This window comes from Sphingomonas echinoides ATCC 14820 (genome assembly GCF_000241465.1).
Classification (GTDB): Bacteria; Pseudomonadota; Alphaproteobacteria; order Sphingomonadales; family Sphingomonadaceae; genus Sphingomonas; species Sphingomonas echinoides.
The window spans coordinates 3605702-3631715 of record NZ_JH584235.1 but is presented as its reverse complement, the minus strand read 5'-3'; the positions used below and the strand labels follow the sequence as shown (position 1 = coordinate 3631715).

Here is a 26014-nt window from a genome sequence, read left to right as displayed (position 1 = left end):
GCACGATCCAGATCAACAGCGACAGCGTGGCAATTCCGAGCGCGATCACGCCAGCATCCCCGCCTGGCGGAACCACGCCACCGCATCCTCCAGCGCCACGCGATAAGGCCGTCCGCGATAGCCGAGTTCGGTCTCGGCCTTGGTGCTCGCATAATACATGTCGTGTGCGGCCATGCGCAGCGCATCCAGCGTCAGGAACGGCTCCTTGCCTGTCACCCGCGCGACCTGTTCGTTGATCCACGCCAGCGGGAAGAGCGGCGCGCGCGGGATCTGCACGGTCGGCGGCTTGCGCCCGACGATCGCCGCCACACTCGCCAGCATCTCGCGCAGCGACACATCCTGCCCGCCCAGCACATAGCGCTCGCCAATCCGGCCGCGTTCCATTGCCGCGATATGGCCCTCGGCCACGTCATCGACATGGACGAGGTTCAAGCCGCTTTCGACAAAGGCGGGCATCCGCCCCGACGCCGCCTCGACGATGATTCGCCCGGTCGGCGTCGGGCGCGCATCGCGCGGGCCGATCGGGGTCGAGGGATTGACGATCACTGCGGGCAGCCCCTGCTCGGCCACCATCGCCTCAACCAGCCGCTCGGCCACCACCTTGCTACGCTTATAGGCACCGACCGCCTGTTCGGGCGTGGCCGGGCGCGTTTCGTCGGAGGGTTTGCCGTGGTCGGGCCGCAGCGTCGCCACGCTGCTGGTATAGACGATTCGCTCGACCCCGGCGGCCAGCGCCGCCTGCATCACGGCGCGCGTGCTGGCGAGATTGTTGCGGACGATCTCTTCGGGGTCGGGTGCCCAAATCCGATAGTCGGCAGCGACATGATAGAGGTGCGCCACGCCCGCCATCGCCCGCGCCATCGCAGCGGCATCGCGCGCGTCACCCTCGACCAGTTCGCCCGGAAAATCCGCCAAATTGGTCCGCGCGCTGCTTGCCCGCGCCAGCCCGCGCACGCGCGCGCCGCCCGCTGCCAGCCGCCGCGCGACGGCCGAGCCGACAAAACCGGAGACGCCGGTGACAAGGATGATGGGTCGATCGGTCAAGCAGCCTCCAGTGGCGGTGGCTTTAGTGCGACGCGGCGCAAGAGCAAATACCAAGGGGCAGCGGACAGGCAGAAAGGACCGAACCGGTGCGAACATGACAGCTTTTTCATGTCCGCGCGCCTATACCCGTCCCCCGCGCGGCGTTACGAGGGAGGCATCGTGACCCACATTCTGCAGAGTATCGGAACGGCGCTGGGCTGGCTGGCGATCGTGCTGGCGGTGTTCGGCATCGTCTATTCGGTGGCCGCAGCGATCGTGTTCCGGCGCTTTTTCGCTGGTGCCAGACCAGCGCCCGCCCGCACCGAAGCCGTTACCCTGCTCAAGCCGCTTTATGGGGCCGAACCGCGTCTGTTCGACAATCTCGCGACCTTCCTGACGCAGGACCATGCCGGGCCGCTGCAACTCGTGTGCGGTGTGCAGCGCGCCGACGATCCGGCGATCGCGGTGGTCGAGGCGCTGAAGGCCGCCTATCCGCACGCCGATATCGAGCTGGTGATCGATCCCACGATCCACGGCGCGAGCGGCAAACTCTCCAACCTCATCAACATGGACCGCGCCGCGCGCCATCCCTTTGTGGTGCTCAGCGACAGCGACATCGCGGTCGCGCCCGATTATCTGGCGCAACTGCTCGCCACGCTGGACGATCCAGCGGTGGGCGCGGTGACCTGCATTTATTCCGGGCGCGGCGATGCCGGTTTCTGGTCGCGCCTGGTCGCAGCGGGAGTGACCTATCAATTCATGCTGGGCGTGGCCTTTGGGGTGTCGAATCGGCTGGCCGCGCCGTGCATGGGATCGACGATAGCGCTCAAGCGCGACACGCTCGACAAGATCGGCGGCTTCCAACGCTTCGCCGATGTGCTGGCCGACGATTATGCGATTGGCGAGGGCGTGCGCGCGCTCGGCCTCAGCGTCGCGGTGCCGCCGGTTCTGGTAACGCACGCCTGCGACGAAACCAGCCTGTCGCAACTATGGCGGCACGAGCTTCGCTGGGGCGCGACCGTCCGGGACGTCGCCTTCTGGCCCTATGTCGGCATTGTCATCGGCCTGCCCTTCCCCACCGCGCTCTTGGCTGCGCTGTATGCGCCACAGTTCGGGCTTTTGCTCGCCCTTGCAGCAGCAATTGCGCGGTTGGTGGTTGTGCGAAACGTCGATGCAGCAGTAGGGGGGCGGATCGCACCGCTGTGGATGGCGCTGCTGCATGATGGCCTGGCTTTTGCGGTGTATATCGCGAGCTTCTTCGTGCGGTCGGTTGATTGGCGCGGTGCAACACTTAAAATGAAGACGGACGGCCGCATTGTCTCGGCCTCCACGGAGCAACAAGCATGATGCGGACCCTTTTCCTCCAGGCACCCTCGTTCGACGGGTATGACGGCGGTGCCGGGGCGCGCTACCAGATGAAGCGCGAGGTCAAATCCTTCTGGTATCCGACCTGGATCGCCCAGCCGGCGGCGATGATCGAGGGATCGAAGCTGATCGACGCGCCCGCGCACGACCAGTCGTGGGAGGACATCGCGCACGCATTCGACGATCGCGATTTGGTCATTCTCCACACCTCGACGCCGAGCTTCAACCAGGACATCCGCACCGCGCGCCTGATCAAGGAGCGCAACCCGAAGATCATCGTCGCCTTTGTCGGCGCCAAGGTGATGATCGAGGACAAGGCGAGTCTCGAGGCGTGCGAGGCGATCGATCTGGTCTGCCGCGAGGAATATGATTTCACCTGCGTCGAGCTGGCCGAAGGCCGCCCCTTTGCCGAAATCGACGGCATCACGTGGCGCGCGCCCGACGGGACGATCGTGCGCAACAAGGACCGCGCGCAGATCGAGGACATGGACGTCCTCCCGATGGTCTCGCCGATCTATAAGCGCGATCTCGATACGTCGAAATATTATGGCGGCTATCAGCGCCATCCGTATGTCTCGTTCTACACCGGGCGCGGCTGCAAGAGCCGCTGCACCTTCTGCCTGTGGCCGCAAACGATCAGCGGGCATCGCTATCGCCACCGCAGCGTCCCCAAGGTCATTGAGGAAGTGAAATACATCCTCAAGGAAATGCCCGAGGTGAACGAGATCTTCTTCGACGACGATACGCTCGCCGACGCGCACGATTTCGTCGTCGAGTTGTCGGGCGAGCTGCGCAAGCTCGGCTTCGGCACGCCGGGGTTCCGCGTCACCTGGGGCTGCAATGCCAAGGCGAACGTGCCCCAGCCCGTGCTGAAGGCGATGAAGGAAGGCGGCTGTCGCGTGCTGCTCGTCGGCTATGAAAGCGGCAATCAGCAGATTCTGCACAACATCAAGAAGGGGCTGCGCACCGATGTCGCGCGGCAGTTCACCAAGGATGCGCATGCGCTTGGCCTGACCATCCACGGCACCTTCATCCTCGGCCTGCCCGGCGAGACGCTGGAGACGATCGAGGAGACGATCAACTACGCCAAGGAAATCAACCCGCACACCATCCAGGTGTCGCTGGCGGCACCCTATCCCGGCACCTTCCTGTACAAGCAGGCGACCGAAAATGGCTGGTTCGACAGCTCGCACGATCTGCTGACCGATGGCGGCAACCAGATCGCGCAGTTGAGCTATCCGCATCTGTCCTCGGCGGTGATTTTCGACAAGGTCGAGGAGTTCTACAAGCGCTTCTATTTCCGCCCGTCGAAGATCTGGGAAATCGTCCGCGAAATGCTGACCGATTGGGACATGATGAAGCGTCGCCTGCGCGAGGGGGTTGAATTTTTCGACTTCCTGCGCCGCCGCAAGGAAGCTGCATAAGGCACGGCCATGACCACGCTTGCCGAGATGACCGTCAATGAGCGGATCGCCGCGACCGGTCGCGAAGAAGCCTGGGATGCGGCGGTGCGCGCGGGCGACCGCGACGCGATGATCGCGGTGTTGCGTCGCGTCGCCGTCGCCAGCCCGGGCAATGTGGCCGATGCGGTGCTGGCCGACCCCGAATTTTACGGGTTTCCCCGCCGGTGAAGACCGCGATCATCACCGCCGATGATTTCGGCGTGTCGATCGAGGTCAATCGCGCGGTCGAACAGGCCAACCGCGAGGGGGTGCTGACCGTCACCAGCCTGATGGTGACGGGCGATGCCGCCGCCGACGCGGTGGAGCGCGCGCACGCGACGCCGACGCTGGGCGTCGGGCTGCACGTTGCGCTGGCCGAGACCCCGCCCGCTTTGCCGCCATCGGACATTCCCGACCTGGTCGATGCGCACGGGCAGTTCCGGATCGAATCCTTGCCGGTCGCGCTGGCGCTGCTGGCCAAGCCGTCGGTGCGCCGCCAGTTGGAGGCCGAGATCGAAGCGCAGTTCGCCTTGTTCGCGGCGACGGGACTGGCGCTCGACCATGTCAATTCGCACAAGCATATGCATTTGCACCCGGTGATCGGGGCGACGCTGCTGAAGGTCGGGCTGCGCCACGGGATGAAGGCGCTGCGCGCGCCGGTTGAGGAGCGCGCGTCGCTGGCGGCGTTCGAACCGGTGACCGGGCTCGACATCGCCAAGCCGTTCGCGCGCCATATCCAGCGCTCAGGCCGTGCCGCAGGGATGAAGGTGCCTGACCGCACCTTTGGCCTCGCCTGGTCGGGCGCGATGCACGCGGCGCGGTTGCGCGGCATTCTCGAAAACCTGCCCGATGGCGTGAACGAAATTTACCTGCATCCCGCGACCGGAACCTACCCCTTGGCCGCGCCGGGCTATCAATATGAAGCGGAATTGGCGGCGTTGCTGGATCCGCAAGCCCGTTCGATCGTTACGCGTAACGATATTAGATTGGCGCGCTTCGCCGATCTCTAGCGGGAGAAAGGCCCCATGAATTTCATCTCCAAATCGCTTGCCCCCGCATCCCCCGCGCCCGGTGCTCCCGTCCCGCTTGGCAGCACGGCCCACAAAATCCTGTTCTGCCGCACCATGCTCGACACGCACGATCCCTATCGACCGGCGTTGATCGACTGGCCGGTGCTGGACGACGAGACCCGCAACCGGATCGTGTCGCTGCCGATCTGGGACATTGCCGTCGCGACCGAAGGCCGCGCGGGCATGAACGTCAAAACCTATGGCGAGCAGATCACCGATCCGCTGCTGCGCGACGCGATCGACATGAACGCGTTTGAGGAAAGCCGCCACAAGATCGTGCTGGCCGACATGGTGACCTTTTACGGAATCGAGTTGCAGCCGGAGGAAGCGTATAAACGCCCGCGCGACCCCGAATTCGCGTTCATGCGCACCGGCTTTTCCGAATGCATCGACAGTTTCTTCGGCTTTGGCCTGTTCAAGATCGCCAAGGATTCCGGCTTCTTTCCGCCTGAGCTGGTCGACACGTTCGAACCCGTGATGCGCGAGGAAGGACGGCATATCCTGTTCTTCGTCAATTGGGTGGCGTGGTGGCGGCGCAATATGCCGTGGTGGCGGCGGCCCTATTTCGAGCTGAAAGTGTGGGTGGTGTGGCTGTTCCTGATCTGGGAACGGATCGACATGGCCAAGGGCATGGGTGAGAACAACACCAAGGCGCAGGAAAACAATTTCACGCTCAACGGCTCCAAGGAACTGGGCGTCGAAATCGAATTCCCCGAACTCGCCGCGATCTGCCTGTCCGAAAACGACCGAAGGCTGTCCGTCTATGACCAGCGGCTGATCCGCCCGAAATTCGTTCCGGGTGCAATCCGGCTTGCGTTGCGCTTTATGGGAGGGAAGAAATCTGCCAAGGCAGCGTAAAGCTTTCGGGGTGGATGACTTTGACTGGGGTTGATTGGTTCGCGCGGAGACGCGGAGACGCGGAGGCGATGTCAAAGCCCGACACGTCCCATCACGATCGCGGTAAAAATATAGAGACTCGCCTCACTTTGTGCGCAGGCGCTCCGCGTCTCCGCGCCTCCGCGCGAACGATCCAGCCTACGCCGCCCGAAATGCCGCTTATGGTGTCCCCGCTGCTATGAACCGCCCCGCCCGGATCGGGCTGCTCCTTGCCACCGTTATCGGGCTGATCGTCGCTGCGGGCGCGGTCGGCACGGTCGGGCTCGTGCAAGTCGGCGCGGCGATGGCGTCGATCGGCTGGCTCGGCATGGCGAGCTTTGTCTTGTGGTCGGGCGGCGTGCTCGGCTTGCTTGGCATGGCGTGGGTCGCGGTCGCGCCAAGTGAGACTGCGGACCGCTTGTGGCTGTTCGTGTGGGCGCGCACCACGCGCGAGGCCGCGACCGATATCCTGCCCTTCTCGCAACTCGGTGGCCTGGTCGTTGGCGCACGGACGCTGGCCGCGTTCGGCGTACCGCAGTCGGTGATCTACGCCTCGATGATCGCCGATTTGACGACCGAGATGGCCGCGCAATTGATCTTCACGCTGTTCGGGGTCGGCGTGTTGCTGCTGGTGCTGACGCATGCGGCGGTTCAGCAGGGGCTCGTTCCGCTGGCGCTGGGGGGCGTGGGCGCGATGGTCGCGCTGATGCTGCTGTTCGTGTTCGCACAGCGGCCGATGCTGAAGCTCGCCGGGTCGCTCGGCGCGCGCTTGCTGCCGGGCTCGGTCGCGGCGATGGCGGCGGTGCGCGATCAGCTCGACGCGATTTACCGCGAGCCGCGCCGCGTCATCGCCGCCTTCCTGTTCAACCTTGCCGCCTGGCTGGCCAGCGCCACCGGTGCCTGGATCGCCTTGTGGTTCATGGGCAGCCAGGTGCCGTTATGGGCGGTGCTGATGATCGAGGCGCTGATCTTCACGCTGCGCAGCGTCGCCTTTGCCATTCCCGGCGCGATCGGGGTGCAGGAGGCCGCCTATGTACTGATCGGCCCGCTGGTCGGCCTGCCACCCGCGACCGCGCTGGCGCTGTCGCTGCTCAAGCGCGCGCGCGACGTGGTTATCGCAGTACCGGCCTTGCTGGTGTGGCAAATTGGAGAATATCGCCGCGTCGTCAGTTGAGCTTTGCGCGGCGTCAATTGCCCAAGCCAGTGCGCCGCCGTATAGCGTAGGATATAGTCCAGTGAAGGTGATCCGATCATGCAACCGATGACCCTGCTGCTGGCCCTCCCCTTGCTGATCGCCGCTGCGCCCGATGCGCCGGTTCCGTGCCCGACGCCGCCCGCGCCGCTGCCCGCAAGCCTAGCGGCCTGGCAGACCGGCCTCAGCCTCGCCGCCGCCACCGACGCGCCCACGCTGGCGCATACCAAGGTGACGATCGGCAAGCGCGTGGAGGTGATGCTCGCCCCGACCGACACCGTTCGCTACCGGCTCGCGCCGGGGAAGCCGCCCGCGCCCGGCAGCATGGGGGGCTTGCTGGGCGTCACCGTGCGGCGCGCAGGGACCTACCGCGTCGCGCTCGGTGCGGGCGCGTGGATCGATATGGTGCGGGCGCACACCGCGCTCACCTCGGTCGCGCACGAGCATGGCCCTGCGTGCAGCGGCATCCGCAAAATGGTCGATTTCAAACTTCGTCCGGGCCGCTATGTGCTGCAAATCTCGGGCAGCAAGGATGCCGCGACGCCGGTGCTGGTTACGGCGCTTCCCTGACCGGCGGCAGCGGTTCGGCGCGCAGCATCGCGTCGAGCTCGGCCATCGGCACCGCATCGGCACTGGCGGCGAGATTGGCCTCGAGCGTCCGATAGGCCGTCAGCACCGCACGACCCATTGCGGTCAAGCTGGCCCCACGCGCCTGTCCGCCGCCCGCCACCGTCTCGACCAATTTCTCGGTCCAGCACCGGTTCATGCTGTCGACCAGCAACCACGAACGGCGATAGCTCATCCCCATCGCGCGCCCACCGCCCGAGATCGATCCTTCGCGGTCGATCGCTTCGAGCAGATCGGCCTTGCCCGGCCCCATTGCCAGCTCATCGCCGCAATAGATCTGCGCCTTGATCTTGAGCTGGCCGATCCGCATCCCCGCCTCCGTTGCAGCGCCAAGCCCTAGCATGGTGGCAATGCCGCGCAAACGTCGCTACGTCGCAGGCATGGCGAAGGTGCACCCGTTCCACTCGATCCACACCCACGGGCTGATCCGCGTCGGGGCGTGTACCCCCTGCGCGAGCGTGGGCGACACGATCGCCAATGCCGAGGCGACGATCGCGCTGGCCAAGGACGGCCACAAACAGGGCGCGGACTTGCTGGTCTTCCCCGAACTCAGCCTGACCTCCTACGCGATCGACGACCTGCATTTGCAGACCGCGCAGCATCACGCGACCGAAGCGGCACTGGCGGCGGTGGCAGCGGCGACCGCCAAGCTGCGCCCGGTGCTGGTGGTCGGCGCAGCGCTGCCGCGCAACGGGCGGCTGTACAATTGCGCGGTGGTCATCGCGCGCGGGCGCATTCTGGGCGTGGTGCCCAAGGTGTTCCTGCCCAATTACCGCGAATATTATGAAAAGCGCTGGTTCGCGAGCGGTGCCGGGATCACCGCGCCGTGCCACATCACGGTCGCCGGCCAGACCGCGCCGTTCGGCACCGATCTGCTGTTCGCGGCGACCGATCTCGAGCATTTCGTGTTCCATGCCGAGATTTGCGAGGATTTCTGGGCGCCCACCCCGCCCTCGACAATGGGCGCGCTGGCCGGCGCGTTGATCTGCTGCAACCTGTCCGCCTCCAACATCGTCGTCGGCAAAGCGCGTGAGCGCGCCTTGCTGTGCGCCGCGCAATCGGCGCGCGCTGTGTGCGCTTATGTCTTTTCCGCCGCGGGACCGGGCGAGAGCACCACCGATCTCGCCTGGGACGGTCAGGCGATGGTGCATGAACTGGGCGAAACGCTCGCCGAATCGAGCCGTTTCGGGCGTGCCCCCTGCCTGTTGCTCGCCGATGTCGATGCCGAGCGAATCGAGCAGGAGCGGATGCGCGTCGGCACCTTCAACGATGCCGCGCGCCTCGCCGACGACCCCGAAAAGCGCTTCCGCCGCGTCAGCTTCGAGCACAAGCCGGATTTCGGCGACATCGGCCTGCTGCGCGACACCCGCCGCTTCCCGTTCGTGCCCAACACGCCCGAGAAACTGGATGCCGATTGCTATGAGGCGTTCAACATCCAGGTCGAAGGGCTGCTCAAGCGCTTTCAGGCGGCCCATGCCGAACGCCTCGTCATCGGCGTGTCGGGCGGGCTCGATTCCACCCATGCGCTGATCGTTGCGGCCAAGGCGATGGACCGGCTGGGCGTGCCGCGCGACCGCATCCTCGCCTTCACCATGCCGGGCTTTGCCACCAGCGATCATACCAAGGGCAACGCCTGGGCACTGATGCGCGCACTTGGCGTCGATGGCGACGAGATCGACATCCGCCCCGCCGCGCACCAGATGCTCGCCGATATGGGGCACCCCTTTGCCGATGGCGCCCCCACCTATGACGTGACCTTCGAAAATGTGCAGGCGGGCCTGCGCACCGATTATCTGTTCCGCTTGGCCAATCAGCGCGGCGGGCTGGTGGTCGGCACGGGCGACCTGTCCGAGTTGGCGCTCGGCTGGTGTACCTACGGCGTCGGCGACCAGATGAGCCATTATGCGGTCAATGCCGGCGTGCCCAAGACGCTGATCCAGTTCCTGATTCGCTGGTGCATCCGCGACCGCCAATATGACTCGGAAACCGACCAGATCCTCGAGGCGATTCTCGCGACCGAAATCTCGCCTGAGCTGGTGCCCGCCGGGGCCGATGGCGCGATCCAGAGCACCGAGGCGCGAATCGGGCCGTATGCGCTGAACGATTTCTTCCTGCATTATGTCGTGCGCCACGGCATGGCACCGTCCAAGATCGCCTTCCTCGCGCTGCACGCGTGGCGCGACGCAAGCACTGGTCGCTGGCCGCGCGACGTGCCGCTATCGGCGCGAGTCGCGTATGATCTGCCGACGATTGCGCTCTGGCTGGAAAAGTTTCTGGTGCGCTTCTTCGCGACGAGCCAGTTCAAGCGCTCGGCGATCCCCAATGGGCCGAAGGTATCGAGCGGCGGCGCGCTCAGCCCGCGCGGCGACTGGCGTGCGCCCTCGGACGGCACGGCGCGGGTTTGGCTGGAAGAACTGGCGCGCGGGCTGCCGCAATAGCGCCATTGGCAGGCCGGGAGTGAGGGGGGAGTCCGCGAGACACGCGGTTGCCCATTGTAGATCAACCCACCCCCCAGCCCCTCCCTTCCAGGGAGGGGAGGCGGAAGGCGTCGCGGTTCCTCCCCTCCCTGGAAGGGAGGGGCTGGGGGTGGGTCGGCCCGTAATCGGGCGGACCGGCCAATTGCGCGGCACCCCAAAGAAAAACGCGCCCGAAGCGCCTTACTTGCGGCTCTTGCGCGCCGCGTAGCGGGCGTCGCGCGCCGCTTTCTTGTCGATTTCGGCCTGGATCGCGGCCTGCTTGGCCTCTTCGATCGCGCGTTCGGCGGCTTCGGCCTTGGCGATCTTTTCGAGCCGCGCCTGTTCGATCGCAGCCTTCTTTTCTTCGCGCTTCTTGGCCTCGGCGGCTTCCTTCGCTTCGCGCGCGGCAGCGCGGGCAGCGACGACAGCCGGATCAACGGGCGGCTTCGCCTTCAGCTTCTCAAGCGCGCGCTGTTTCGCGTCAGCCGAGAGCGCTGCGCGATCCTTGAACGAAGGTTCCTTATACGATGCCATGCGGGCCCTTTAGCGGGAGTCAGTCAGGAAGGAAATGGCGGAGAGGGTGGGATTCGAACCCACGGTGAGCTTGCACCCACGCCGCATTTCGAGTGCGGTACATTCGACCACTCTGCCACCTCTCCGCGAGGTCATAAGATGCCGTCTGATGGGAAATCCAAAAAGCGGCACCGGTCGGTGAGCGGGGGCCTCTAACGCAGTGATCGGGCGGAGGCAAGCGTTTGCGCACCAGCAAAAGCGCAGCAATCGCTTGTGCGCCGCGTCAGAGCGCCTAAATTACAGTCATGCCCCGTACCACAACCTCGGCCCTGCCGTTCGACAGCACGATCACCCTCCCCCCCATTGCGCATGCCCGCTTCGCCATCGGTGATGTCGTGCGCCACCGCATGTTCGATTTCCGTGGCGTCGTGTTCGACATCGATCCGATCTTCGCCAATAGCGACGAATGGTATGACGCGATCCCGGAGAAGCTGCGCCCGCGCAAGGACCAGCCCTTTTATCATCTGCTCGCCGAAAACATGGAGTCGAGCTACGTCGCGTATGTCAGCCAGCAAAATCTGGTGCCCGATGACAGCGACGAGCCGGTCGACCACCCCGCCATTTCGGGGCTGTTCGGGGATTATGAGGACGGCAAATACCCGCTGCGGCGCGAACATCGCCACTGATCGCCACTGCCACGGCATAACATAGAAAGGGGGCCGCGCAGGCCCCCTTTCCTTCTGTGCGAACGGCGTTCGCTCAGAACTTGAACGACACCTTCCCATAATAATAGCCGCCGTTGATGCCGTAGGCGGCGCTGAGCGGTGCATCGATCACGTTGCCGCCCGTGACCAGCGTCGTATTGGTCGTGCCCGGCACGAGCGCCACCTTCGGCGGACGCTGATTGAACACGTTGTTCGCCCCGAATGTCAGGTCGATTCCCCCCGGCAGCTTATAGGTCGCCTCCAGATCGGCGATGAAAGCAGTCGGCACCTTCTGCAGATAATAGGTGCCGCCATCCGGGCTCGCATAGGTCGATGTCTCGCCATAAAGCGTGCCACGCGCCGTCGCCGAGACCGGACCGATCGTCCACAAGGCCGAGGCGATCGCCTTGAACTTGGGAGAGGCGGTTTCGAGGTTGGCGCGGGCGCTGGCGTCGAACAGCGGAATACCGCCCAGCGACGCGGGGGCCACGCCGAGCTTGGTGATCTTGGTCTCGTTATAATTGCCCGACAGGCTCCAGCTGACCGTGCCCCAGCTTCCAAAGTCCGAGGGTACGTTCGCCGTCAGCTCGATCCCGCGCGTGCGCGTGCTCGCGCCGTTGGTGAAGATATTGATGCCGGTTTGCGTCACCGTCGGGTCGAGCACATTGCCATTGGCGACGATCGCCTGCGTCACGATCGCGAAGTTGGTGGCCCCGCCGCTGCCATAAATCGATCCGGTGCCGAGAATACGGTCGCGAATCTTCACTTGATAGGCATCGAGCGTAACCGTCAGCTTGCCCGTGCGGAACACACCGCCCGCGCTGAAATTGGTCGATTTCTCGGGTTTCAGATTCTGGAAGCCGATCAGTTTGGCCGCCGCCGAATTGGCCGGGAGCTGGACGAAGGCCGAGGTCGGCGAGACGTTGGTGGCCGAATAATAGGATTCGGCCAGGGTCGGCGCGCGGAAGCCGGTCGACACCGTCCCGCGCAAGGCAAAGGCGTGCGAGAAATCGTACCGCCCGGTTCCCTTGAAGATCACCTGGCTGCCAAAGTCCGAATAATGCTCATAGCGCACCGCACCATCGAGCTTCAGCGCCGCGACCGGGGACGCGGCGACATCCAGATACAGCGATTCGTTTTCGCGGCTATGCGTGCCCGCGTCGGACGGACGGAAGCCGGGATAGGACTGCCCGCCTTCCTTGTAGATCGAGCCCGGATCGCCCGAGCCGATCGAATATTGGTTTTTGCGATATTCGCCGCCGAACGCGACGTTCAGCGGTGCCGCCATACCGAGTTCGAATTCGGTCGAGAAATCGGCATTGGCGGTGAATTCGGACGAGGTGAACGAGCCATCATAGAAATCGCGCGGCGTGAAATGCGTGTCGACAAACAGCGAGCGGTTGGCCGAATCGAGCGTGTAGATGAGGTTCTTGTCCTTGCCGTACGTCGTGCTGAGGTCGAACTTCACCGCGCCGACCGCACCCTTCACACCCCCGGTAAAGGCGTAATCATCTTCGCGAATGCCTTCGCGCGGGTTGAAGCCTTGCGGGAAGGGAACCAGCTCGCCTGCCGTGGTGAGGCTGCCACCGACCCCGAGCACGGGGGAGGCAATCACGCGATCGGGAACGCGCAGATTCTCATACGCGCTGGCAATCCGCTTGCTGAACGACCCGAAGCTGTAGGCGGTGACGTCGCCGAAATCATAGGCGGTGTTATACTGAACATTGGTCAGCCAGGACTTGGCATCCCCGTTGATGCGGTTGACGTACGGGAAGCCCGGAATGTTTTTGTAGAGCGCTTGCTGTGCTGCGGAGAGCGCCGGGCTCGTTGCTGTGGTCAGCAATGTGCCGCTCGCATCGGTCACACGCCGATCAAGCCCGCCCACTTGCGTGAAATCGTGGAAGCGGTGGAACAGTGTGACGTTGATGAAGCCATCCTCGCCGATCCTGGTCGCCAAATGCGCAGTGCCGGCATAGGTCGTTCCGCCGACGTCATAATTCTTGCCTGCGGTGGCATAGCCCGATCCACCCTCAGCGTCGTCCTTCAGGATAATGTTGATGACGCCCGCAATCGCGTCCGAGCCATATTGCGCGGCGGCACCGTCTTCGAGCACTTCGATGCGCGCAATCGAACTGGGCGAAATCAAATCGAGATCGGCCGTCGCCGCCCCCTGATAAGGGCCGCCAAGCACGGCAAGGTTGGCGGTGCCGTGGCGGCGTTTGCCGTTGATCAGCACCAGCGTGTGGTTGGGGCTGAGCCCGCGCAAGCGCGCCGACAGCGTCAAATTGGCGGTGTCGCCGCCAAAGGCCTGTGCCGTGAAGGACGGCACCAATTGCGTCAGCACCTGGTTGAGGTTGGGCTGGCCGACTCGCGACAATTCATCCGAGCTTAGCACCTTGATCGGCGTGGCGCTCTCGGCCGCCGTGGTGCCCGTGCGCCGCGTGCCCGTGACGATAATGTCGGATTGCTCGGGTGCGCTCGTATCGGGCGCGGGATCTGCCGGAGCCGGGGCCGCTGACATCGCAACGCTGCTATCGGGTTTGGTGTCAGCAAAAGCGGGCGGTGCGGCCACGCTGGCGACGGCCAGCGCGAAGAGCGAAATCGAAGATTTGTACATGGCTGTGAGATCCCCCAAAAAAACAGGTGACCTTCAGTCCATCCGCCCCCAGCACTTTATGTTCTTTCGAATACGCACCTCATTTGCGTCGCCACTGAGTGACGGACACAGTTCCCCCTGCCGCACAGCACGGCATTGAAATAACCCTGCAGATAATTTGACACGACCAACTTAGTCGAATGCAGCACGCTGCATTCGGTATCTATGTATGTGGAATCCTTGTGATGCTGAACGCTCTAACGCGACATTTTATTGCCGGAATCGAGTTCGCCTCATCTGTTCCGAATCGGATGACGCCATAGACCGTTTCGCAATGCAACATAAAGTTCACGCAGAGCGGATAGTTCATCCAAAATTAGGACGGTTCCGGACCGACTATTGCGTTTGAGCAACAACTTTACGACGCATCCGGCGCGCCTCGGCGGTTGACAGCGCGCCCTGTGTCGCATAGTCGGCGCTTCTTTCCCGCGCTCGGCTCGCCGTGCGTGGGGCACAGGTATTTTTGAAAGTGATGAGGCCCATGTTCGCAATCGTGCGCACGGGCGGCAAACAGTATCGTGTTGCCGCCGGAGACAAGATCGTCGTCGAGAAGCTCGAGGGCGAGGCCGGGGCGTCGATTACGCTCGGCGATATCCTGCTGGCGGGCGAAGGCTCGGAGCTGAAGTCGGTCGAAGGCCTCACGGTCTCGGCAGAGATCATCGCGCAGGCGAAGGCCGACAAGGTCATCGTCTTCAAGAAGCGTCGTCGCCACAACTATCGCCGCAAGAACGGCCATCGTCAGCAGCACACGATTCTGCGCATCACCGCGATCGGTGGCGAAGAGAAGAAGGCCGCCAAGGCCAAGACCGCAGCTCCGGCGGAAGCCGCAGCACCGGCCGCTCAGGCGTAAGGAGTAATTCGAGATGGCACATAAGAAAGCAGGCGGTTCCTCGCGCAACGGTCGTGATTCGGCCGGTCGTCGCCTTGGCGTGAAGAAGTTCGGTGGCGAAGCCGTCATTCCGGGCAACATTCTCGTGCGTCAGCGCGGCACCAAATTTTACCCGGGCACCAATGTCGGCATCGGCAAGGATCACACCCTGTTCGCACTCACCGAAGGTCGCGTGACCTTCCACAAAGGCAAGCTCGGTCGCCAATTCTGCTCGGTAGAAATGCTGGCGCTGGCCGCTGAATAACATCGGGTGACCATCCGGGTTGCCCACCAGGGCGATCCGGGTAGTTCAGACTACCGAAAAAGGGAGACGGGTCGCCCCGGTCTCCCTTTTTTCATGCTCCCTCCCCACCCATTGTCGCTTGATCGTCACGAGAGACGGGCAAGCGACGGCGACGAGGAGAGTAAGAATGTTCGCTCGGACTCCGAGACTGACGCTACGGCCAGGCTGGCCGGAGGACGCCCCTGCACTCGCGCAGGCGATGGGGCATGAAAGCGTCGTCACCAAGCTGTCGCGCGCACCCTGGCCCTATCGCGAGGAAGACGCGCGCGATTTCCTGATGCGCCCGCGCACGACAACCGATGTTGTCATGCTCATCACCAGTCTTGAAAGCGGCACGCCGGAGATCATCGGTGGCATCGGTGTGCACCCGGAGGGCGATCATTATGAACTCGGCTATTGGCTCACCCCCCGTGCCTGGGGTCGCGGCTATGCCACCGAAGCCGGGCGGCAGATGGTGCAGATCGCGCGCTACGCGCTCGGCCTGAAGCGGCTAAGTGCCGGGCATTTCGTCGACAACCCCGCGTCGGGTCGCGTGCTGACCAAGCTCGGTTTCACGCCCACGGGTCGGGTCGAGCCGCAGCATTGCCGCTCGCGCGGGCACGAGGTGCCGTGCGTGAAGCTGGAACTCGACCTGGACGTGGCCCACGCCATCCCGCTCGCGGCCTGAAGGCTGCGGGCGCGGGCCGGGCTCTGGCGTCAGGTTGTCGCTGATTCCCATCCCGGCGAAGGCCTGCGCCCAGTAGCGGAAAGCCGCTGTTCTGGGCACCGCGATTCCCTCAATACTCCGGAACGAAGCCGCCAAAGTCCGAGAATTTGGTGATGTTGGGCTCGAATCGCAGCGTCACCTTGCCGGTCGAGCCGTGGCGTTGCTTGGCGACGATCAGCTCGGCCAGGCCATCGACGCGTGACAGATGCTCGGACCATTTGGCGTGCTTGTCCTGCACGTCGGCCGGGCTGCCCGCCGTCGGAATTTCGGGCTGGGTCATGTTGAGATAATAGTCTTCGCGATAGACGAACATCACCATATCGGCGTCCTGCTCGATCGAGCCCGATTCGCGCAGATCCGACAGCATCGGCCGTTTGTCCTCGCGCTGCTCGACCGCGCGGCTGAGCTGGGACAGCGCCATCACGGGCACGTTCAGATCCTTGGCGATGTTCTTGAGGCCACGGCTGATCTCGGAAATTTCCTGCACGCGCCCGTCGCCCGAACTCTTGGCGGTGCCCGAGAGCAGCTGTAAGTAATCGACCACGATGAAGCCAAGCTGGTTGTTGAGCTTGCGCTGCAAGCGGCGCGCGCGGGTGTGCAGCGCGCCGATCGACAGGCCCGCGCTATCGTCGATGAACAGCGGCAATGTCTCCAGGCTCGCCGCAGCGGCGGCCAGCTTGTGGAATTCCTCGCGCTTGATCTTGCCCGAGCGCAGCACTTCGGAATTGATGCCCGATTGCTCCGCCAGAATACGCCCGGCGAGCTGATCGGCCGACATTTCCAGGCTGAAAAAGGCGACCTTCGCCCCGAGCGAGCGTTCGGGGTCGATCCCGTCGGCCATGTCGCGCATCCAGCGTTGCGCGGCGTTATAGGCGATGTTGGTGGCAAGCGAGGTCTTGCCCATGCCCGGACGCCCGGCAAGGATCATCAAGTCGGAACGGTGCATACCGCCGATCTTGGCGTTCAGGCTTTCGAGCCCGGTGGTGATGCCCGAAATATGCCCGCCCGAATTGAGCGCGACTTCGGCCATCTTGATCGTGATGGTGGAGGCCTGGACGAAGGTCTTGATCTGGTTGTCGCTGCCGCCATCGGCGGCGACCTTGTACAGTTCTTCCTCGGCCGCTTCGATCTGCGCACGCGGGTTGACCTCTTCCGACGTGTCCATCGCGCGCTCGACCAGCCCGCGCCCCACCGTCACCAGCGTGCGCAACATCGCCAGGTCATAGATTTGCTTGGCAAATTCGCGCGCGCCGAGCAGCCCGGCACCCGAACCGGTCAATTGCGCCAGATAGGCCGGGCCGCCCAGTTCACGCATCCCGGCATCCTGTTCGAACATCGGACGTAGCGTGACCGGACTCGCCAGCATGTCATTGCCGCGCAGCGTGCGAATCGCGGAAAAGATGCGCCCGTGCAGCGGCTCGAAGAAATGTTCGGGCTGGAGCCGGTCGATCAAATCATCCGCCAGGCGGTTGTCGATCATCATCGCGCCGAGCATCGCGGCTTCGGCCTCGACATTTTGCGGCAGGGTTACGGTTTCGGGTTCGGTCGGGGATGCGAATGCGGTGGCCATCCCCCCTTGTCCCACCCCAGCCGCCGCCACTCAAGGGGCAGGCGCGATTAAAGCCGGGGATAACCGCTCAGCGCGCGCCCGTCGCCATCCGGCGCAGCACCGCCAGCGTGTCCTCCAACGTCTCCTGCGGCGGCGGCGGGGTCGCAGGCGGGCGTTGCCCCACCACCCGCTCCAGCCGGTCGAGCAAGGCGTGAATCGTATCGGATGGATCGGCCCGTGCGGGCGCGACCGGCGGCACCGGCGCTTCCATCACGGGCTGCGGGGTCGATCGCACCATCGGGGTCAGCGGGAAGGTTTCGAAGCGCTCCCCGGGATCAAAGGTCTGCGGGCGTTCGGCGGGAAGGATGACGACAGGTCCGTCCCGCGCCGGGGTCGGCGCCCCGCTCAGCGGGGTTTCAGGCACCGCGACCCGGCCATAAGCGGCCAGTGGTTGTTCGAGATCAATCGGCAACGGGCGTTCGACCGGCGGCTCCACCGCCGCCGGTGCCGTGACGGGGACGGCGGGCGCGCGGACATCGAGAAACGGCGTGCCGAGATCGGTATTGGCGAAGAGCGGTCGGCGCGCCGGCGCATCGGGATGAGCATCGGCGCGGCGCAACACCGGCGCACTGCCCCGCTCACCGCGCGAGCGCTGGATCACGATCGTGCGTGCGCCGAAGGTGAGGAACAAAGCGAACCACGCCATCAAACCAATGCCGCCGCCACATAGCAGCACCAGCACCAACCGCGCGGTCAGCCCAAGCGGCGGTTCGGCGGCCGACAGCACTGAGGCGATCCCGCTATCCACGACCATCGATTCGAGGAGGTCGGTCGGCACCAGCGCGAACATGGCAGCGGTCAGTACGCCGATCACGGTGGCCGCCAACGGTGCGACCGGGAGAATCAGAGATTGGGAACGGGAGAACACGGCCATGACGCAGACGATGCCACCGCACCGGTAAGTTTCTGGTAAACAGGCCCATAACGCGCAACATTAACGGCCCAGTTGCGCTCCGCCTCGACAAAGGCACGGCCGCGTTCGCGCCGCCCGTCCCAGCCGTCGCGATCCGCGAGCAGCGCCGCCAGCGCGTTGGCCATCGCCACCGGGTCGTCGGGCGGGAACAGCGTGCCGGTATCATTGTGGCGAATCAGCTCACGGTGCCCGCCAACGTCCGACGCGGCGACAAGACGACGCTGCGCCATCGCCTCCAGCGGCTTGAGCGGCGTGACCAGATCGGTCAGCCGCATCCGTTTGCGCGGATAGGCGAGCACGTCGATCAGGCTGTAATAGCGATCGACCTCGGTATGCGGGACGCGCCCGATAAAGTGGATCTGCGCCGCCACTGGTGAGGCTGCGGCCTGCGCGCGCAAGGCGTCCTCCATCGGGCCGCCGCCGACCAACACCAAACGCGCCTTGGGCCGCGCCGCGACCAGCGTCGGCATCGCCGCGATCAGATCATCAAGGCCCTCATAATCATAGAAGCTGCCGATAAAGCCGATCACCTCGGCATCCTTCAGGCCAAGCGACTCGGCCAACGCCGAATCATAGGCCAAGGGATCACCGAACACCGCCATGTCGACGCCATTGGGCGACACCAGCAGCTTGGCCGGATCGATTCCCCGCGCGACCAGATCGCCGCGCAGCCCCTCGCAAATCACCGCCACCGCGTCGGCGCGCCGCACCGCCCAGGTTTCGAGCGCGCGCGTCGCACGGTAGCGCAGCGATCCTTCGCGCCCGGTGCCGTTGCCAACGGCGGCATCCTCCCAAAAAGCGCGAATCTCATACACCAGGGGCAGCTTGCGCTTGCGCGCCACCCGCAGCGCGGCGACCGCATCCAGCACCGGCGAATGCGCGTGCAGAATGTCGGGCTTAAATTCCGCGACCACTTCCTCGATGCGGCGGGCAAAGGCGCGGATTTCGCGCAGCTCGCCAAACGGGCTGATCGTCTCGGGAACGGGCGGGGTGCGGAAAAAATCGATGCCATCGACGGTTTCCGCCGCCAAGTCGCGCGCGCCATTGCGCGGGCCGGTGACGGCGGCCACCTGCCAGCCGTGCCGCATCTGGCTCTTCAGGATCGCCCGTGTGCGAAAGGTGTATCCACTTTGCAGCGGCAGGCCGTGGTCCAGGATGTGGAGGATGCGCATGCGCGCTCCATAGCGCGGCACTGCTTAACGGAGCCTCAACCCGCACGCCCTACACCACTCCCGTGGAAAGTCAGGCCGCCTCATGATCGACAATCTCGCGCTCGCGATCAGCCATGGCCTGATCGCGCTGGCGGTGTGGCGGCTGCTGCGTCGCCCCGATCTCGACCGCGAAGACACGCCGCCGCCCAGAAAGGGTCGCCCGCGTGCGTGACCTGTTCTTCGTCGCCTTTCTCGGCGCGTTCTTCGCGGCGGGCTTTCGCCGTCCGTTCGTGTTCGTGCTGGCCTATGTCTATATCGATATCGTCAGCCCGCAGCGGCTGACCTATTATCTGCTCAACGCCGTGCCGATCTCGCTGATCGCGGTGGTGTTGTCGGTCGGCGGCTGGATGCTCGCAGACGACAAAGCCGAAACGCGCATCGCGCCGCGCCAGGTGCTGATCGTGCTGCTGCTGGCCTATTGCTATGCCACGACGCTGAACGCCGATTTCCCGGTCGAGGCGCTCGATAAATGGGGGTGGGTGTGGAAGGCGCTGGCCTTCGCTGCCTTCCTGCCCTTCACGCTGCGCACGAAGCTGCGAATCGAGGCGCTGTTGCTGGTGATGGTGGCGTCGGCGGCCTCGATCATCATCGTTGGCGGGGCCAAGACCATCGCCAGCGGCGGGGGCGGTTACGGCACGCTCAACCTGATGGTCTCCAACAATTCGGGGCTGTACGAAGGCTCGACCATCTCGACCGTCGCGGTCGCGATCATCCCGCTGATCCTGTGGTTCACGCGCCACGGCACGATCTTCCCGCCCGATTGGAAGGTGAAGGGCTTTTGCTATGCGCTGGTCTTCTCGTGCCTGCTGATCCCGGTCGGCACGTCGACGCGCACCGGCCTTTTGTGCATCGGTCTGGTCGCCTTGCTGATGCTGCGCGACGCCAAGCGGAAATTGCTCTATCTCGGGTTGTTGGGCGCAATGGGCGTGCTGGCGGTGCCGTTCCTGCCCTCCTCCTTCACCAATCGCATGAGCACGATCAAAACCTATAAGGGCGATGAATCCGCCTCGACCCGGCTCGCCGTCTGGGGCTGGACATGGGAGTATGCCAAGGAGCATCCGCTCGGCGGCGGCTTCGAAATGTACCGCCAGAACAAGATCCGCTACGACACCGAGAAGGTGGAGGGCGACGCCAGCAACGCCACCGTCGACCGTAAGCTGACCGTCGATCAGGCACGTGCCTTCCACAGCGCCTATTTCGAGATGCTCGGCGAACAAGGCTTTCCGGGGCTCGCCATCTGGGTGCTGATCAACCTGACCGGCATCCTCCGCATGGAGGTGCTGCGGCATCGCTACCGCAAGCAGGCCGAATACGCCTGGGTGACCCCACTCGCCGGCGCGCTGCAATCGGCACATATCGTCTATCTGCTGGGGGCGGCGTTCATCGCCATCGCATTCCAGCCTTTCGTCTACATGCTGATCGGCGCGCAGATCGGGCTTGACACCTATCTCGCGCGCAAACGCCGCGCGTCGGCATGGCGGCCGATCCGCAAGCCTCGGCCCGAGGCGGTCGCGGCATGAGCGCCCGGCACGAGTTGCGCGCGCTGACCGGGATGCGCGGCATCGCCGCGTGGCTGGTGGTGCTCTACCATACCCGCTTGTCGGTGGCGGGGCTGCCGCACAGCGTGGTGGCGGTGCTCGCCAAGGGCTATCTCGCGGTCGATTTCTTCTTCCTGCTCTCGGGCTTCGTGATCTGGCTGAGCTGGAGCGAGCGTTTGCGGCGCGGCGGGATCGGCGCGGTGCCGGGTTTCCTGTGGCGACGGCTGGCGCGGATCTGGCCGCTGCACCTGTTCATGCTTGGCTGCGCGGTCGCGCTGGCGCTCTTGCTGCTGGCGCTGGGCAAGCATGATGCGGTGCATCACCGCTTTGCCGATCTGCCGCTCCACATCCTGCTGCTGCAAAATTGGGGCTTCACCGATCATCTGGCGTGGAACGACCCGAGCTGGTCGATCAGCACCGAATGGGCAGCGTATCTGCTGTTCCCGCTGCTGGCCTTCAGCCTCGACTGGCGGCGCGTACCCAGCTGGGCGGTGCTCGCCACGATCGCGGCGCTGCTGGTGCTGCTCCACGCCGCAATGGCGGGCGCGCCGACGCTCGGCACCGATATCTGGACCTTCGGGCTCCGGCGCTGCCTAATCGAGTTCGCCACAGGCTCCGCGATCTGCGCGCTGTGGATGCGGTGGCGCGACGCCCCCGCCCTGCCCGCTGTCTTGGCGACGACACTCGGTGTCGCCGGGCTGGCCGCCGCGGCCTTGGGCGCGCCCGAAACGCTGACCGTACCCGGCGCATTCGCTGCGCTGTTGCTGGCCCTCGCGCTCACCGCAGACCGGCGCGGCAACCCGCTCGAAACCCCGGCGCTGCACTCTTTGGGGGAAATCAGCTACGCGACCTATCTCGGTCACTTCCTGCTGTTCGGGGTGTTCAAGCTGGTCTTCGTCGCGGATGCCCATGCCATCCCGCCGATGCTGATCGCGCTCTATCTGGCGCTGGTGCTCGGCAGTTCGGTGGCGCTCCACCATCTGGTGGAGCGCCCCGCGCAGAATTGGATGAACCGCATCCCCGCCCGCTGGCAGCGGACGGGGGCACGGGTTCAGGCTTCTTCCAGCGCTTCCTGAAGCGCTTCCAGGACCGCCGCGTTGAAGGCGGGGATGTCATCGGGCATCCGGCTGGTGATGAACTGGCCATCGCGCACCACGGCCTCATCGACGACATCGGCCCCGGCATTGGCAAGATCGGTGCGCAGCGACGGCCAGCTCGTCATGCGGCGGCCATCGACGACATCCGCCTCGATCAACAGCCACGGCGCGTGGCAGATCGCCGCGATCAGCTTTTCATCATCGGCAAATTCCTCGATGATTTCGATCGCACGATCATTCATCCGCAGCGTGTCCGGATTGGCGACGCCGCCGGGCAGCAACAGCGCAGTGTAATCCTCGGTATCGACATCCTCCAGCAACAGGTCGGGCACGATCGTGTCGCCCTTCACATCATGCTGCATGCCCTGGATCGGATCGGTCTTGATCGAGGCGAGCGTCACCTTGACGCCGGCATCGAGCAGCGCCTGGCGCGGCTTGAACAACTCGTCCTGCTCGAAGCCATCGGTCGCCAGGATCAGCACATGCGTGTCGGAAAGGTCGGTCATGGGGGATCTCCGCTGGGGGTTCGCGCCGCTCAACCCGCGAGCGCGCCTCCCCGTTCCGGAACGATGCGACGATCCGTGCATTGAAATGGGTGATGACGGCCGAAACACTTTGCGAAATCACCTATTGCGACGACAGCGAGCCCGGCATTGCGCGCAAGAAAATGCGCCATGGCTGGGGCTATTTCGACGTGAACGGCAAGCGCATTACCGATCGCGCCGAAATCGACCGGCTGAACGCGATCGGCTTGCCGCCCGCCTATCGCGATGCGTGGTTCTGCCCTACGCCGGGCGGCCATATCCAGGCGGTCGGCTGGGATGAGAAGGGCCGCAAGCAATATCGCTATCACACCGGTTTCCGCGAAACCCAGGAAGCCGCGAAATATGATCTGTGCGCGCCGTTCGGCCGCGCGCTCCCCAAATTGCGTGCGCGTGTCGCAGCCGACCTCGCCAAACGCGGGATCGGCAAGGATACCGCCGTGGCGGCGGTCGTTCGCCTGCTCGATCTCGGCAAGGTCCGCATCGGCAATGAGGGCTATGTGAAAGCGAATAAGAGCTTCGGCGCGACCACGCTGCGCAAACGCCATGCCGCGCTGAAGGGGCGAGCCTTGAAACTGCAGTTCAAGGCGAAGTCGGGCAAATTGCGCGTGCTAACGATCACCGACGGTTCGCTCACTCGTTTCGTGCGGAAATGCCAGGATTTGCCGGGGCAGCATCTGTTCCGCTGGGTCGATCAAGCGGGGGAAACCCACCCCGTCACCTCGTCCGACGTCAACGCCTATATCCGCGCCGCCATGGGGCAGGATTTCACCGCCAAGCATTTCCGCACCTGGTCGGCGAGCGTGCTGGCGTTTGAGGCACTGGCCGAAGCACGCGCCGATATCAGCCTCAAGACAATGCTGCTGCCGGTGAGCGAAACGCTGGGCAACACGCCCGCGATCGCGCGCAAATCCTATGTCCACCCGGCCTTGCTGGCGCTCGCCAAGGACGGACAGACGGCGTTCCGCGCCAGCCTGCGCCTGCCGCGCCGCACACAATATCTCTCGCGCGCCGAACGCGGCTTGATCGCCCTGCTCGAAAGCGCCACGCAATTGGCGACCGCCCAAGCCGCCTGAAGGTTCCCATGACTACCAAAAATACGACCGCGATCCTGCCGCCCATTCGGGTGGGCGACCTGGACGATCAAGCCCGCGGCTTCATCGGCATCCTCTATCATTGGGTCCACACCCACTGGCTGCAGATCCTGATTGTGCTGGCGGTGGCGAGCGTGATCGTGATGGCGCTGCATTTCGTGCGGCGGCTCGCGCGGAAATATTGCATGCGCGATTCCGGCCCGCGCGGCTGGTTCGGCGTCGCCGCGCGGGCGACGTTGCAGACCGGCAATGTCTTCATGGTCATCGCCGCCGCCAAGATCGTCACCGCCGACACCTTTGCCGGGACGCCGCGCGAAGTGCTGTCGCTGATCAATGTGCTGTGGGTGATCGTCGCGGTGTTCCAGATGGCGATCTGGGCGCGCGAAATCATTCTCGGGACGATCGAGCACCGCACCGGCGGCGACCATTATGCGGGCGAGGCGATCGGCAGCGCGATGAACATCATCCGCTTGCTCGTCAGCTTCGCGGTGTTCGCGATCGCGGCGATCGTTGTGCTCGACAATCTCGGCGTCAACGTAACCGGCCTGATCGCAGGTCTCGGCGTCGGCGGCATCGCGATCGGTCTGGCAGCACAGGGCATCTTTGCGGACCTGTTCGCGGCGCTCGCGATCCTGCTCGACCGCCCGTTCCGGCGTGGCGACGCGATCAGCTATGACAAATCGGCCGGCACGGTCGAGGCGATCGGGTTGAAGTCCACCCGCATCCGCGGCGTCACCGGCGAAGAGCGCATCGTCGCCAACAAGCAATTGCTCGAAAAGGAAATCATCAACAACACCCAGCGCGACTATCGCCGCGTGGTGTTCACGCTCGGGCTCGTACAATGGACCCCGGTCGAGACGATGGAAGCGCTGCCATCGATGATCAAGGATGTGGTCGAGGCAGGCGGCATGAAGTTCGTACGCGCCGGCTTCATCACCTTCGGCGCGCAAAGCTATGATTTCGATGTCGAGTTCGACTCCCCGACCGCCGCCTTCCAAGAGTTCTATGACGCGCGCCACGCGGTTGGCCTCGCGATCATCCGGTGCCTGAACGACGCGGGTATCCAGCTTGCCTATCCGACTCAGACCAGCTTCACCGCCGCGCCGGATGGACGGCTGGTACTGCCCTATCCAACGGATAACGCAGCGGCGGCCCCGGCTAAGCCCGCACCAAAGGGCACCAATGGTCGCACCGGCACCGGTGCCGCCCCGAGCGATTCCGCCGTCGATGGCGACGTCGGCACCGGCTGAGCCGCTATAGCGATCCCTCGTCGCCCTCCAGCGTATCGCGCTTGCGCCCGAAGATCCGCCCGAAGAAGCGCGAAATCGCCGCACCCGCGACCGCGAGCCCGCCCAGGATCACTTTCCAGAAGCCGAACACGATCGCCAGCAGCCCCAGCTTCTTGGCCACGACAACGCCCGCGCCCGCCGCGACCAGCCCGGCCAGGCCATATTCGGCGGTCTTGTCGACCGATTTGTCGTAATCGGCATAGGTCGACCCGGCCGTAAACGCCGCCGCCTTGCCGAAGTCGGTCGCCGCCGCGCGCACGTCGGGCAAATGCTGCATGTCGGACAGCATGTTGAGGCTCAGCACGCCCTTCCGTCCGAGCAGCCGCACATCGTAATTCAGCGCATCGACCGGTGAATCCGAAAATTTGATGTCGCGCGCCCAGATCAGCGAATGCGCCGCCGGGTCATAAGATGGCTGCTGCGCCCAACCGACCAGGTGGATCGTCGGATAGCCGCCCTTCTTGCGCTCATCATTGGCTTCGGCCTCGCCCGCGCGAATGCTCTCGACGACCTTGTCATAATCCTCGGTCTTGGCGTCCTTGTCGGGGACATAGCCCGTATCTTCATACGTGACGATCGCGCCCCAGACATTGTCGTAGATCGTGCGCCCCTTTTCAAACACGATACCCAGCACCCGGTCACCCGAGGAGGGCGGGTTCCCCCACACCTTGGTCAGGATCGTCTTGGCCTCGTCGGCGGGCACGAAATAATAGCGCTCGCCCAGATGCAGCACGGCATGCGCGGCGGGAATGGCAACATCGCCGCTTTGCTTGTGCAGCCCCTTCTCGAAGGCGATCGCCTCGGGCGACAATTTTTGCGGCGCGCTGTCCTTCTGCGCCTCCGCTGCCGTGGCCAGCACCAGTCCCAGGCCGAGCGCGCACGCGCTGGCCACAGCCTTGAATGTCATCTGCTAACCCCC

Annotated in this window: 26 protein-coding genes and 1 tRNA gene; 17 read left to right on the top strand and 10 right to left on the bottom strand. The window is 64.7% G+C overall.

What is annotated here, in order from left to right; all coding sequences use genetic code 11:
- Positions 1-45: 45 nt before the first annotated feature.
- Positions 46-1044 (bottom strand): hopanoid-associated sugar epimerase, encoded by a 999-nt coding sequence (hpnA, locus tag ON00_RS16810; protein ID WP_010407796.1) that lies wholly within the window; start codon positions 1042-1044, stop codon positions 46-48.
- A gap of 159 nt (positions 1045-1203) precedes the next feature.
- Between hpnA and hpnI the strand changes: the two genes are divergently transcribed.
- From hpnI to ON00_RS16775, 7 genes are all read left to right on the top strand, one after another.
- Positions 1204-2370 (top strand): bacteriohopanetetrol glucosamine biosynthesis glycosyltransferase HpnI, encoded by a 1167-nt coding sequence (gene hpnI / locus ON00_RS16805; RefSeq protein WP_010407794.1) that lies wholly within the window; start codon positions 1204-1206, stop codon positions 2368-2370.
- Positions 2367-3812, top strand: coding sequence for a hopanoid biosynthesis associated radical SAM protein HpnJ (gene hpnJ / locus ON00_RS16800; protein WP_010407791.1), 1446 nt, complete (start codon positions 2367-2369; stop codon positions 3810-3812). The genes hpnI and hpnJ overlap by 4 nt, the downstream gene beginning before the upstream one ends.
- 9 nt (positions 3813-3821) lie before the next feature.
- The gene (locus ON00_RS16795; RefSeq protein WP_010407788.1) at positions 3822-4019 is read left to right on the top strand and encodes a hypothetical protein; all 198 of its coding nucleotides are present in this window, start codon (positions 3822-3824) and stop codon (positions 4017-4019) included.
- On the top strand, positions 4016-4840 hold the full coding sequence (gene hpnK, locus ON00_RS16790; RefSeq protein WP_010407785.1) for a hopanoid biosynthesis-associated protein HpnK: 825 nt from the start codon (positions 4016-4018) through the stop codon (positions 4838-4840). Before ON00_RS16795 ends, hpnK begins: the two co-directional genes overlap by 4 nt.
- 15 nt (positions 4841-4855) lie before the next feature.
- Positions 4856-5758 (top strand): ferritin-like domain-containing protein, encoded by a 903-nt coding sequence (locus ON00_RS16785; RefSeq protein ID WP_010407782.1) that lies wholly within the window; start codon positions 4856-4858, stop codon positions 5756-5758.
- 217 nt (positions 5759-5975) lie between these two features.
- On the top strand, positions 5976-6950 hold the full coding sequence (locus tag ON00_RS16780) for a lysylphosphatidylglycerol synthase domain-containing protein (protein WP_010407779.1): 975 nt from the start codon (positions 5976-5978) through the stop codon (positions 6948-6950).
- Positions 6951-7028: 78 nt separating this feature from the next.
- The gene (locus tag ON00_RS16775; RefSeq protein WP_010407777.1) at positions 7029-7538 is read left to right on the top strand and encodes a hypothetical protein; all 510 of its coding nucleotides are present in this window, start codon (positions 7029-7031) and stop codon (positions 7536-7538) included.
- On the opposite strand, the gene ON00_RS16770 is transcribed toward ON00_RS16775, so the two are convergent.
- Positions 7522-7905: a winged helix-turn-helix domain-containing protein gene (locus ON00_RS16770; protein WP_010407774.1), complete on the bottom strand. Its 384-nt coding sequence runs from the start codon at positions 7903-7905 to the stop codon at positions 7522-7524. The genes ON00_RS16775 and ON00_RS16770 overlap by 17 nt on opposite strands.
- Positions 7906-7975: 70 nt before the next feature.
- Here ON00_RS16770 and ON00_RS16765 point away from each other — a divergent pair, with 70 nt between their 5' ends.
- Positions 7976-10033 (top strand): NAD(+) synthase, encoded by a 2058-nt coding sequence (locus ON00_RS16765; RefSeq protein WP_029623028.1) that lies wholly within the window; start codon positions 7976-7978, stop codon positions 10031-10033.
- A gap of 219 nt (positions 10034-10252) precedes the next feature.
- On the opposite strand, the gene ON00_RS16760 is transcribed toward ON00_RS16765, so the two are convergent.
- Together ON00_RS16760 and ON00_RS16755 are read right to left on the bottom strand one after the other, a co-directional pair.
- Positions 10253-10585, bottom strand: a complete 333-nt coding sequence (locus tag ON00_RS16760; protein WP_010407771.1) for a DUF6481 family protein — start codon at positions 10583-10585, stop codon at positions 10253-10255.
- 35 nt (positions 10586-10620) lie between these two features.
- Positions 10621-10710 (bottom strand) — tRNA-Ser (locus ON00_RS16755).
- 159 nt (positions 10711-10869) lie between these two features.
- Here ON00_RS16755 and hspQ point away from each other — a divergent pair.
- The gene (hspQ, locus tag ON00_RS16750) at positions 10870-11250 is read left to right on the top strand and encodes a heat shock protein HspQ (protein WP_010407768.1); all 381 of its coding nucleotides are present in this window, start codon (positions 10870-10872) and stop codon (positions 11248-11250) included.
- Between the two features lie 73 nt (positions 11251-11323).
- Here hspQ and ON00_RS16745 read toward each other — a convergent pair whose 3' ends face one another.
- Positions 11324-13885, bottom strand: coding sequence for a TonB-dependent receptor plug domain-containing protein (locus tag ON00_RS16745; RefSeq protein ID WP_010407764.1), 2562 nt, complete (start codon positions 13883-13885; stop codon positions 11324-11326).
- A gap of 520 nt (positions 13886-14405) precedes the next feature.
- Here ON00_RS16745 and rplU point away from each other — a divergent pair.
- From rplU to ON00_RS16730, 3 genes are all read left to right on the top strand, one after another.
- Positions 14406-14774 (top strand): 50S ribosomal protein L21, encoded by a 369-nt coding sequence (rplU, locus tag ON00_RS16740; protein WP_010407763.1) that lies wholly within the window; start codon positions 14406-14408, stop codon positions 14772-14774.
- Between the two features lie 13 nt (positions 14775-14787).
- Entirely contained in the window at positions 14788-15057 is a 270-nt protein-coding gene (gene rpmA / locus ON00_RS16735; protein ID WP_010407762.1) for a 50S ribosomal protein L27, read from the top strand.
- Positions 15058-15223: 166 nt separating this feature from the next.
- Positions 15224-15763, top strand: a complete 540-nt coding sequence (locus ON00_RS16730) for a GNAT family N-acetyltransferase (RefSeq protein ID WP_029623026.1) — start codon at positions 15224-15226, stop codon at positions 15761-15763.
- A 109-nt stretch (positions 15764-15872) separates the two neighbouring features.
- On the opposite strand, the gene ON00_RS16725 is transcribed toward ON00_RS16730, so the two are convergent.
- The 3 genes from ON00_RS16725 to ON00_RS16715 form a co-directional block, all read right to left on the bottom strand.
- Positions 15873-17372, bottom strand: coding sequence for a replicative DNA helicase (locus tag ON00_RS16725; RefSeq protein WP_010407760.1), 1500 nt, complete (start codon positions 17370-17372; stop codon positions 15873-15875).
- Positions 17373-17439: 67 nt separating this feature from the next.
- Positions 17440-18225, bottom strand: a complete 786-nt coding sequence (locus tag ON00_RS16720) for a hypothetical protein (protein WP_245535593.1) — start codon at positions 18223-18225, stop codon at positions 17440-17442.
- Positions 18226-18254: 29 nt separating this feature from the next.
- Positions 18255-19496 (bottom strand): TIGR04063 family PEP-CTERM/XrtA system glycosyltransferase, encoded by a 1242-nt coding sequence (locus ON00_RS16715; protein WP_010407756.1) that lies wholly within the window; start codon positions 19494-19496, stop codon positions 18255-18257.
- 82 nt (positions 19497-19578) lie between these two features.
- Between ON00_RS16715 and ON00_RS21340 the strand changes: the two genes are divergently transcribed.
- From ON00_RS21340 to ON00_RS16705, 3 genes are read left to right on the top strand one after another with little or no spacing between them, the layout of a single operon-like run.
- On the top strand, positions 19579-19707 hold the full coding sequence (locus ON00_RS21340) for a hypothetical protein (RefSeq protein WP_010407754.1): 129 nt from the start codon (positions 19579-19581) through the stop codon (positions 19705-19707).
- Positions 19700-21055, top strand: coding sequence for a putative O-glycosylation ligase, exosortase A system-associated (locus tag ON00_RS16710; RefSeq protein WP_010407751.1), 1356 nt, complete (start codon positions 19700-19702; stop codon positions 21053-21055). The genes ON00_RS21340 and ON00_RS16710 overlap by 8 nt, the downstream gene beginning before the upstream one ends.
- Positions 21052-22149, top strand: a complete 1098-nt coding sequence (locus ON00_RS16705) for an acyltransferase family protein (RefSeq protein WP_029623024.1) — start codon at positions 21052-21054, stop codon at positions 22147-22149. The genes ON00_RS16710 and ON00_RS16705 overlap by 4 nt, the downstream gene beginning before the upstream one ends.
- Here ON00_RS16705 and ON00_RS16700 read toward each other — a convergent pair.
- A complete protein-coding gene (locus ON00_RS16700) occupies positions 22125-22676 on the bottom strand; it encodes a type 1 glutamine amidotransferase domain-containing protein (RefSeq protein WP_010407748.1) in 552 nt (183 codons plus the stop codon). The two genes, ON00_RS16705 and ON00_RS16700, sit on opposite strands and share 25 nt — an antisense overlap.
- A gap of 92 nt (positions 22677-22768) precedes the next feature.
- On the opposite strand from ON00_RS16700, the gene ON00_RS16695 reads away from it, so the two are divergent.
- The gene (locus ON00_RS16695) at positions 22769-23788 is read left to right on the top strand and encodes a DNA topoisomerase IB (RefSeq protein ID WP_010407747.1); all 1020 of its coding nucleotides are present in this window, start codon (positions 22769-22771) and stop codon (positions 23786-23788) included.
- Positions 23789-23796: 8 nt separating this feature from the next.
- Complete coding sequence (locus ON00_RS16690) at positions 23797-25056, top strand: mechanosensitive ion channel family protein (protein ID WP_010407745.1); 1260 nt, start codon at positions 23797-23799, stop codon at positions 25054-25056.
- Between the two features lie 4 nt (positions 25057-25060).
- Here ON00_RS16690 and ON00_RS16685 read toward each other — a convergent pair whose 3' ends face one another.
- Complete coding sequence (locus ON00_RS16685; protein ID WP_010407743.1) at positions 25061-26002, bottom strand: DUF2167 domain-containing protein; 942 nt, start codon at positions 26000-26002, stop codon at positions 25061-25063.
- Positions 26003-26014: the final 12 nt, after the last annotated feature.

Excerpts from the sequence above, each read along its gene's own strand:
- ON00_RS16775 (WP_010407777.1), top strand. The coding sequence starts at position 7,029 with ATGCAACCGATGACCCTGCTGCTGGCCCTCCCCTTGCTGATCGCCGCT.
- ON00_RS16765 (WP_029623028.1), top strand. The coding sequence starts at position 7,976 with ATGGCGAAGGTGCACCCGTTCCACTCGATCCACACCCACGGGCTGATC.
- ON00_RS16745 (WP_010407764.1), bottom strand. The coding sequence starts at position 13,885 with ATGTACAAATCTTCGATTTCGCTCTTCGCGCTGGCCGTCGCCAGCGTG.
- ON00_RS16795 (WP_010407788.1), top strand. The coding sequence starts at position 3,822 with ATGACCACGCTTGCCGAGATGACCGTCAATGAGCGGATCGCCGCGACC.
- hspQ (WP_010407768.1), top strand. The coding sequence starts at position 10,870 with ATGCCCCGTACCACAACCTCGGCCCTGCCGTTCGACAGCACGATCACC.
- ON00_RS16730 (WP_029623026.1), top strand. The coding sequence starts at position 15,224 with ATGTTCGCTCGGACTCCGAGACTGACGCTACGGCCAGGCTGGCCGGAG.
- ON00_RS16690 (WP_010407745.1), top strand. The coding sequence starts at position 23,797 with ATGACTACCAAAAATACGACCGCGATCCTGCCGCCCATTCGGGTGGGC.
- ON00_RS16760 (WP_010407771.1), bottom strand. The coding sequence starts at position 10,585 with ATGGCATCGTATAAGGAACCTTCGTTCAAGGATCGCGCAGCGCTCTCG.
- ON00_RS16685 (WP_010407743.1), bottom strand. The coding sequence starts at position 26,002 with ATGACATTCAAGGCTGTGGCCAGCGCGTGCGCGCTCGGCCTGGGACTG.
- ON00_RS16705 (WP_029623024.1), top strand. The coding sequence starts at position 21,052 with ATGAGCGCCCGGCACGAGTTGCGCGCGCTGACCGGGATGCGCGGCATC.
- hpnJ (WP_010407791.1), top strand. The coding sequence starts at position 2,367 with ATGATGCGGACCCTTTTCCTCCAGGCACCCTCGTTCGACGGGTATGAC.
- ON00_RS16785 (WP_010407782.1), top strand. The coding sequence starts at position 4,856 with ATGAATTTCATCTCCAAATCGCTTGCCCCCGCATCCCCCGCGCCCGGT.
- ON00_RS16780 (WP_010407779.1), top strand. The coding sequence starts at position 5,976 with ATGAACCGCCCCGCCCGGATCGGGCTGCTCCTTGCCACCGTTATCGGG.
- rplU (WP_010407763.1), top strand. The coding sequence starts at position 14,406 with ATGTTCGCAATCGTGCGCACGGGCGGCAAACAGTATCGTGTTGCCGCC.
- ON00_RS16700 (WP_010407748.1), bottom strand. The coding sequence starts at position 22,676 with ATGACCGACCTTTCCGACACGCATGTGCTGATCCTGGCGACCGATGGC.
- ON00_RS16715 (WP_010407756.1), bottom strand. The coding sequence starts at position 19,496 with ATGCGCATCCTCCACATCCTGGACCACGGCCTGCCGCTGCAAAGTGGA.
- rpmA (WP_010407762.1), top strand. The coding sequence starts at position 14,788 with ATGGCACATAAGAAAGCAGGCGGTTCCTCGCGCAACGGTCGTGATTCG.
- ON00_RS16725 (WP_010407760.1), bottom strand. The coding sequence starts at position 17,372 with ATGGCCACCGCATTCGCATCCCCGACCGAACCCGAAACCGTAACCCTG.
- ON00_RS16770 (WP_010407774.1), bottom strand. The coding sequence starts at position 7,905 with ATGCGGATCGGCCAGCTCAAGATCAAGGCGCAGATCTATTGCGGCGAT.
- ON00_RS16695 (WP_010407747.1), top strand. The coding sequence starts at position 22,769 with ATGACGGCCGAAACACTTTGCGAAATCACCTATTGCGACGACAGCGAG.
- ON00_RS21340 (WP_010407754.1), top strand. The coding sequence starts at position 19,579 with ATGATCGACAATCTCGCGCTCGCGATCAGCCATGGCCTGATCGCGCTG.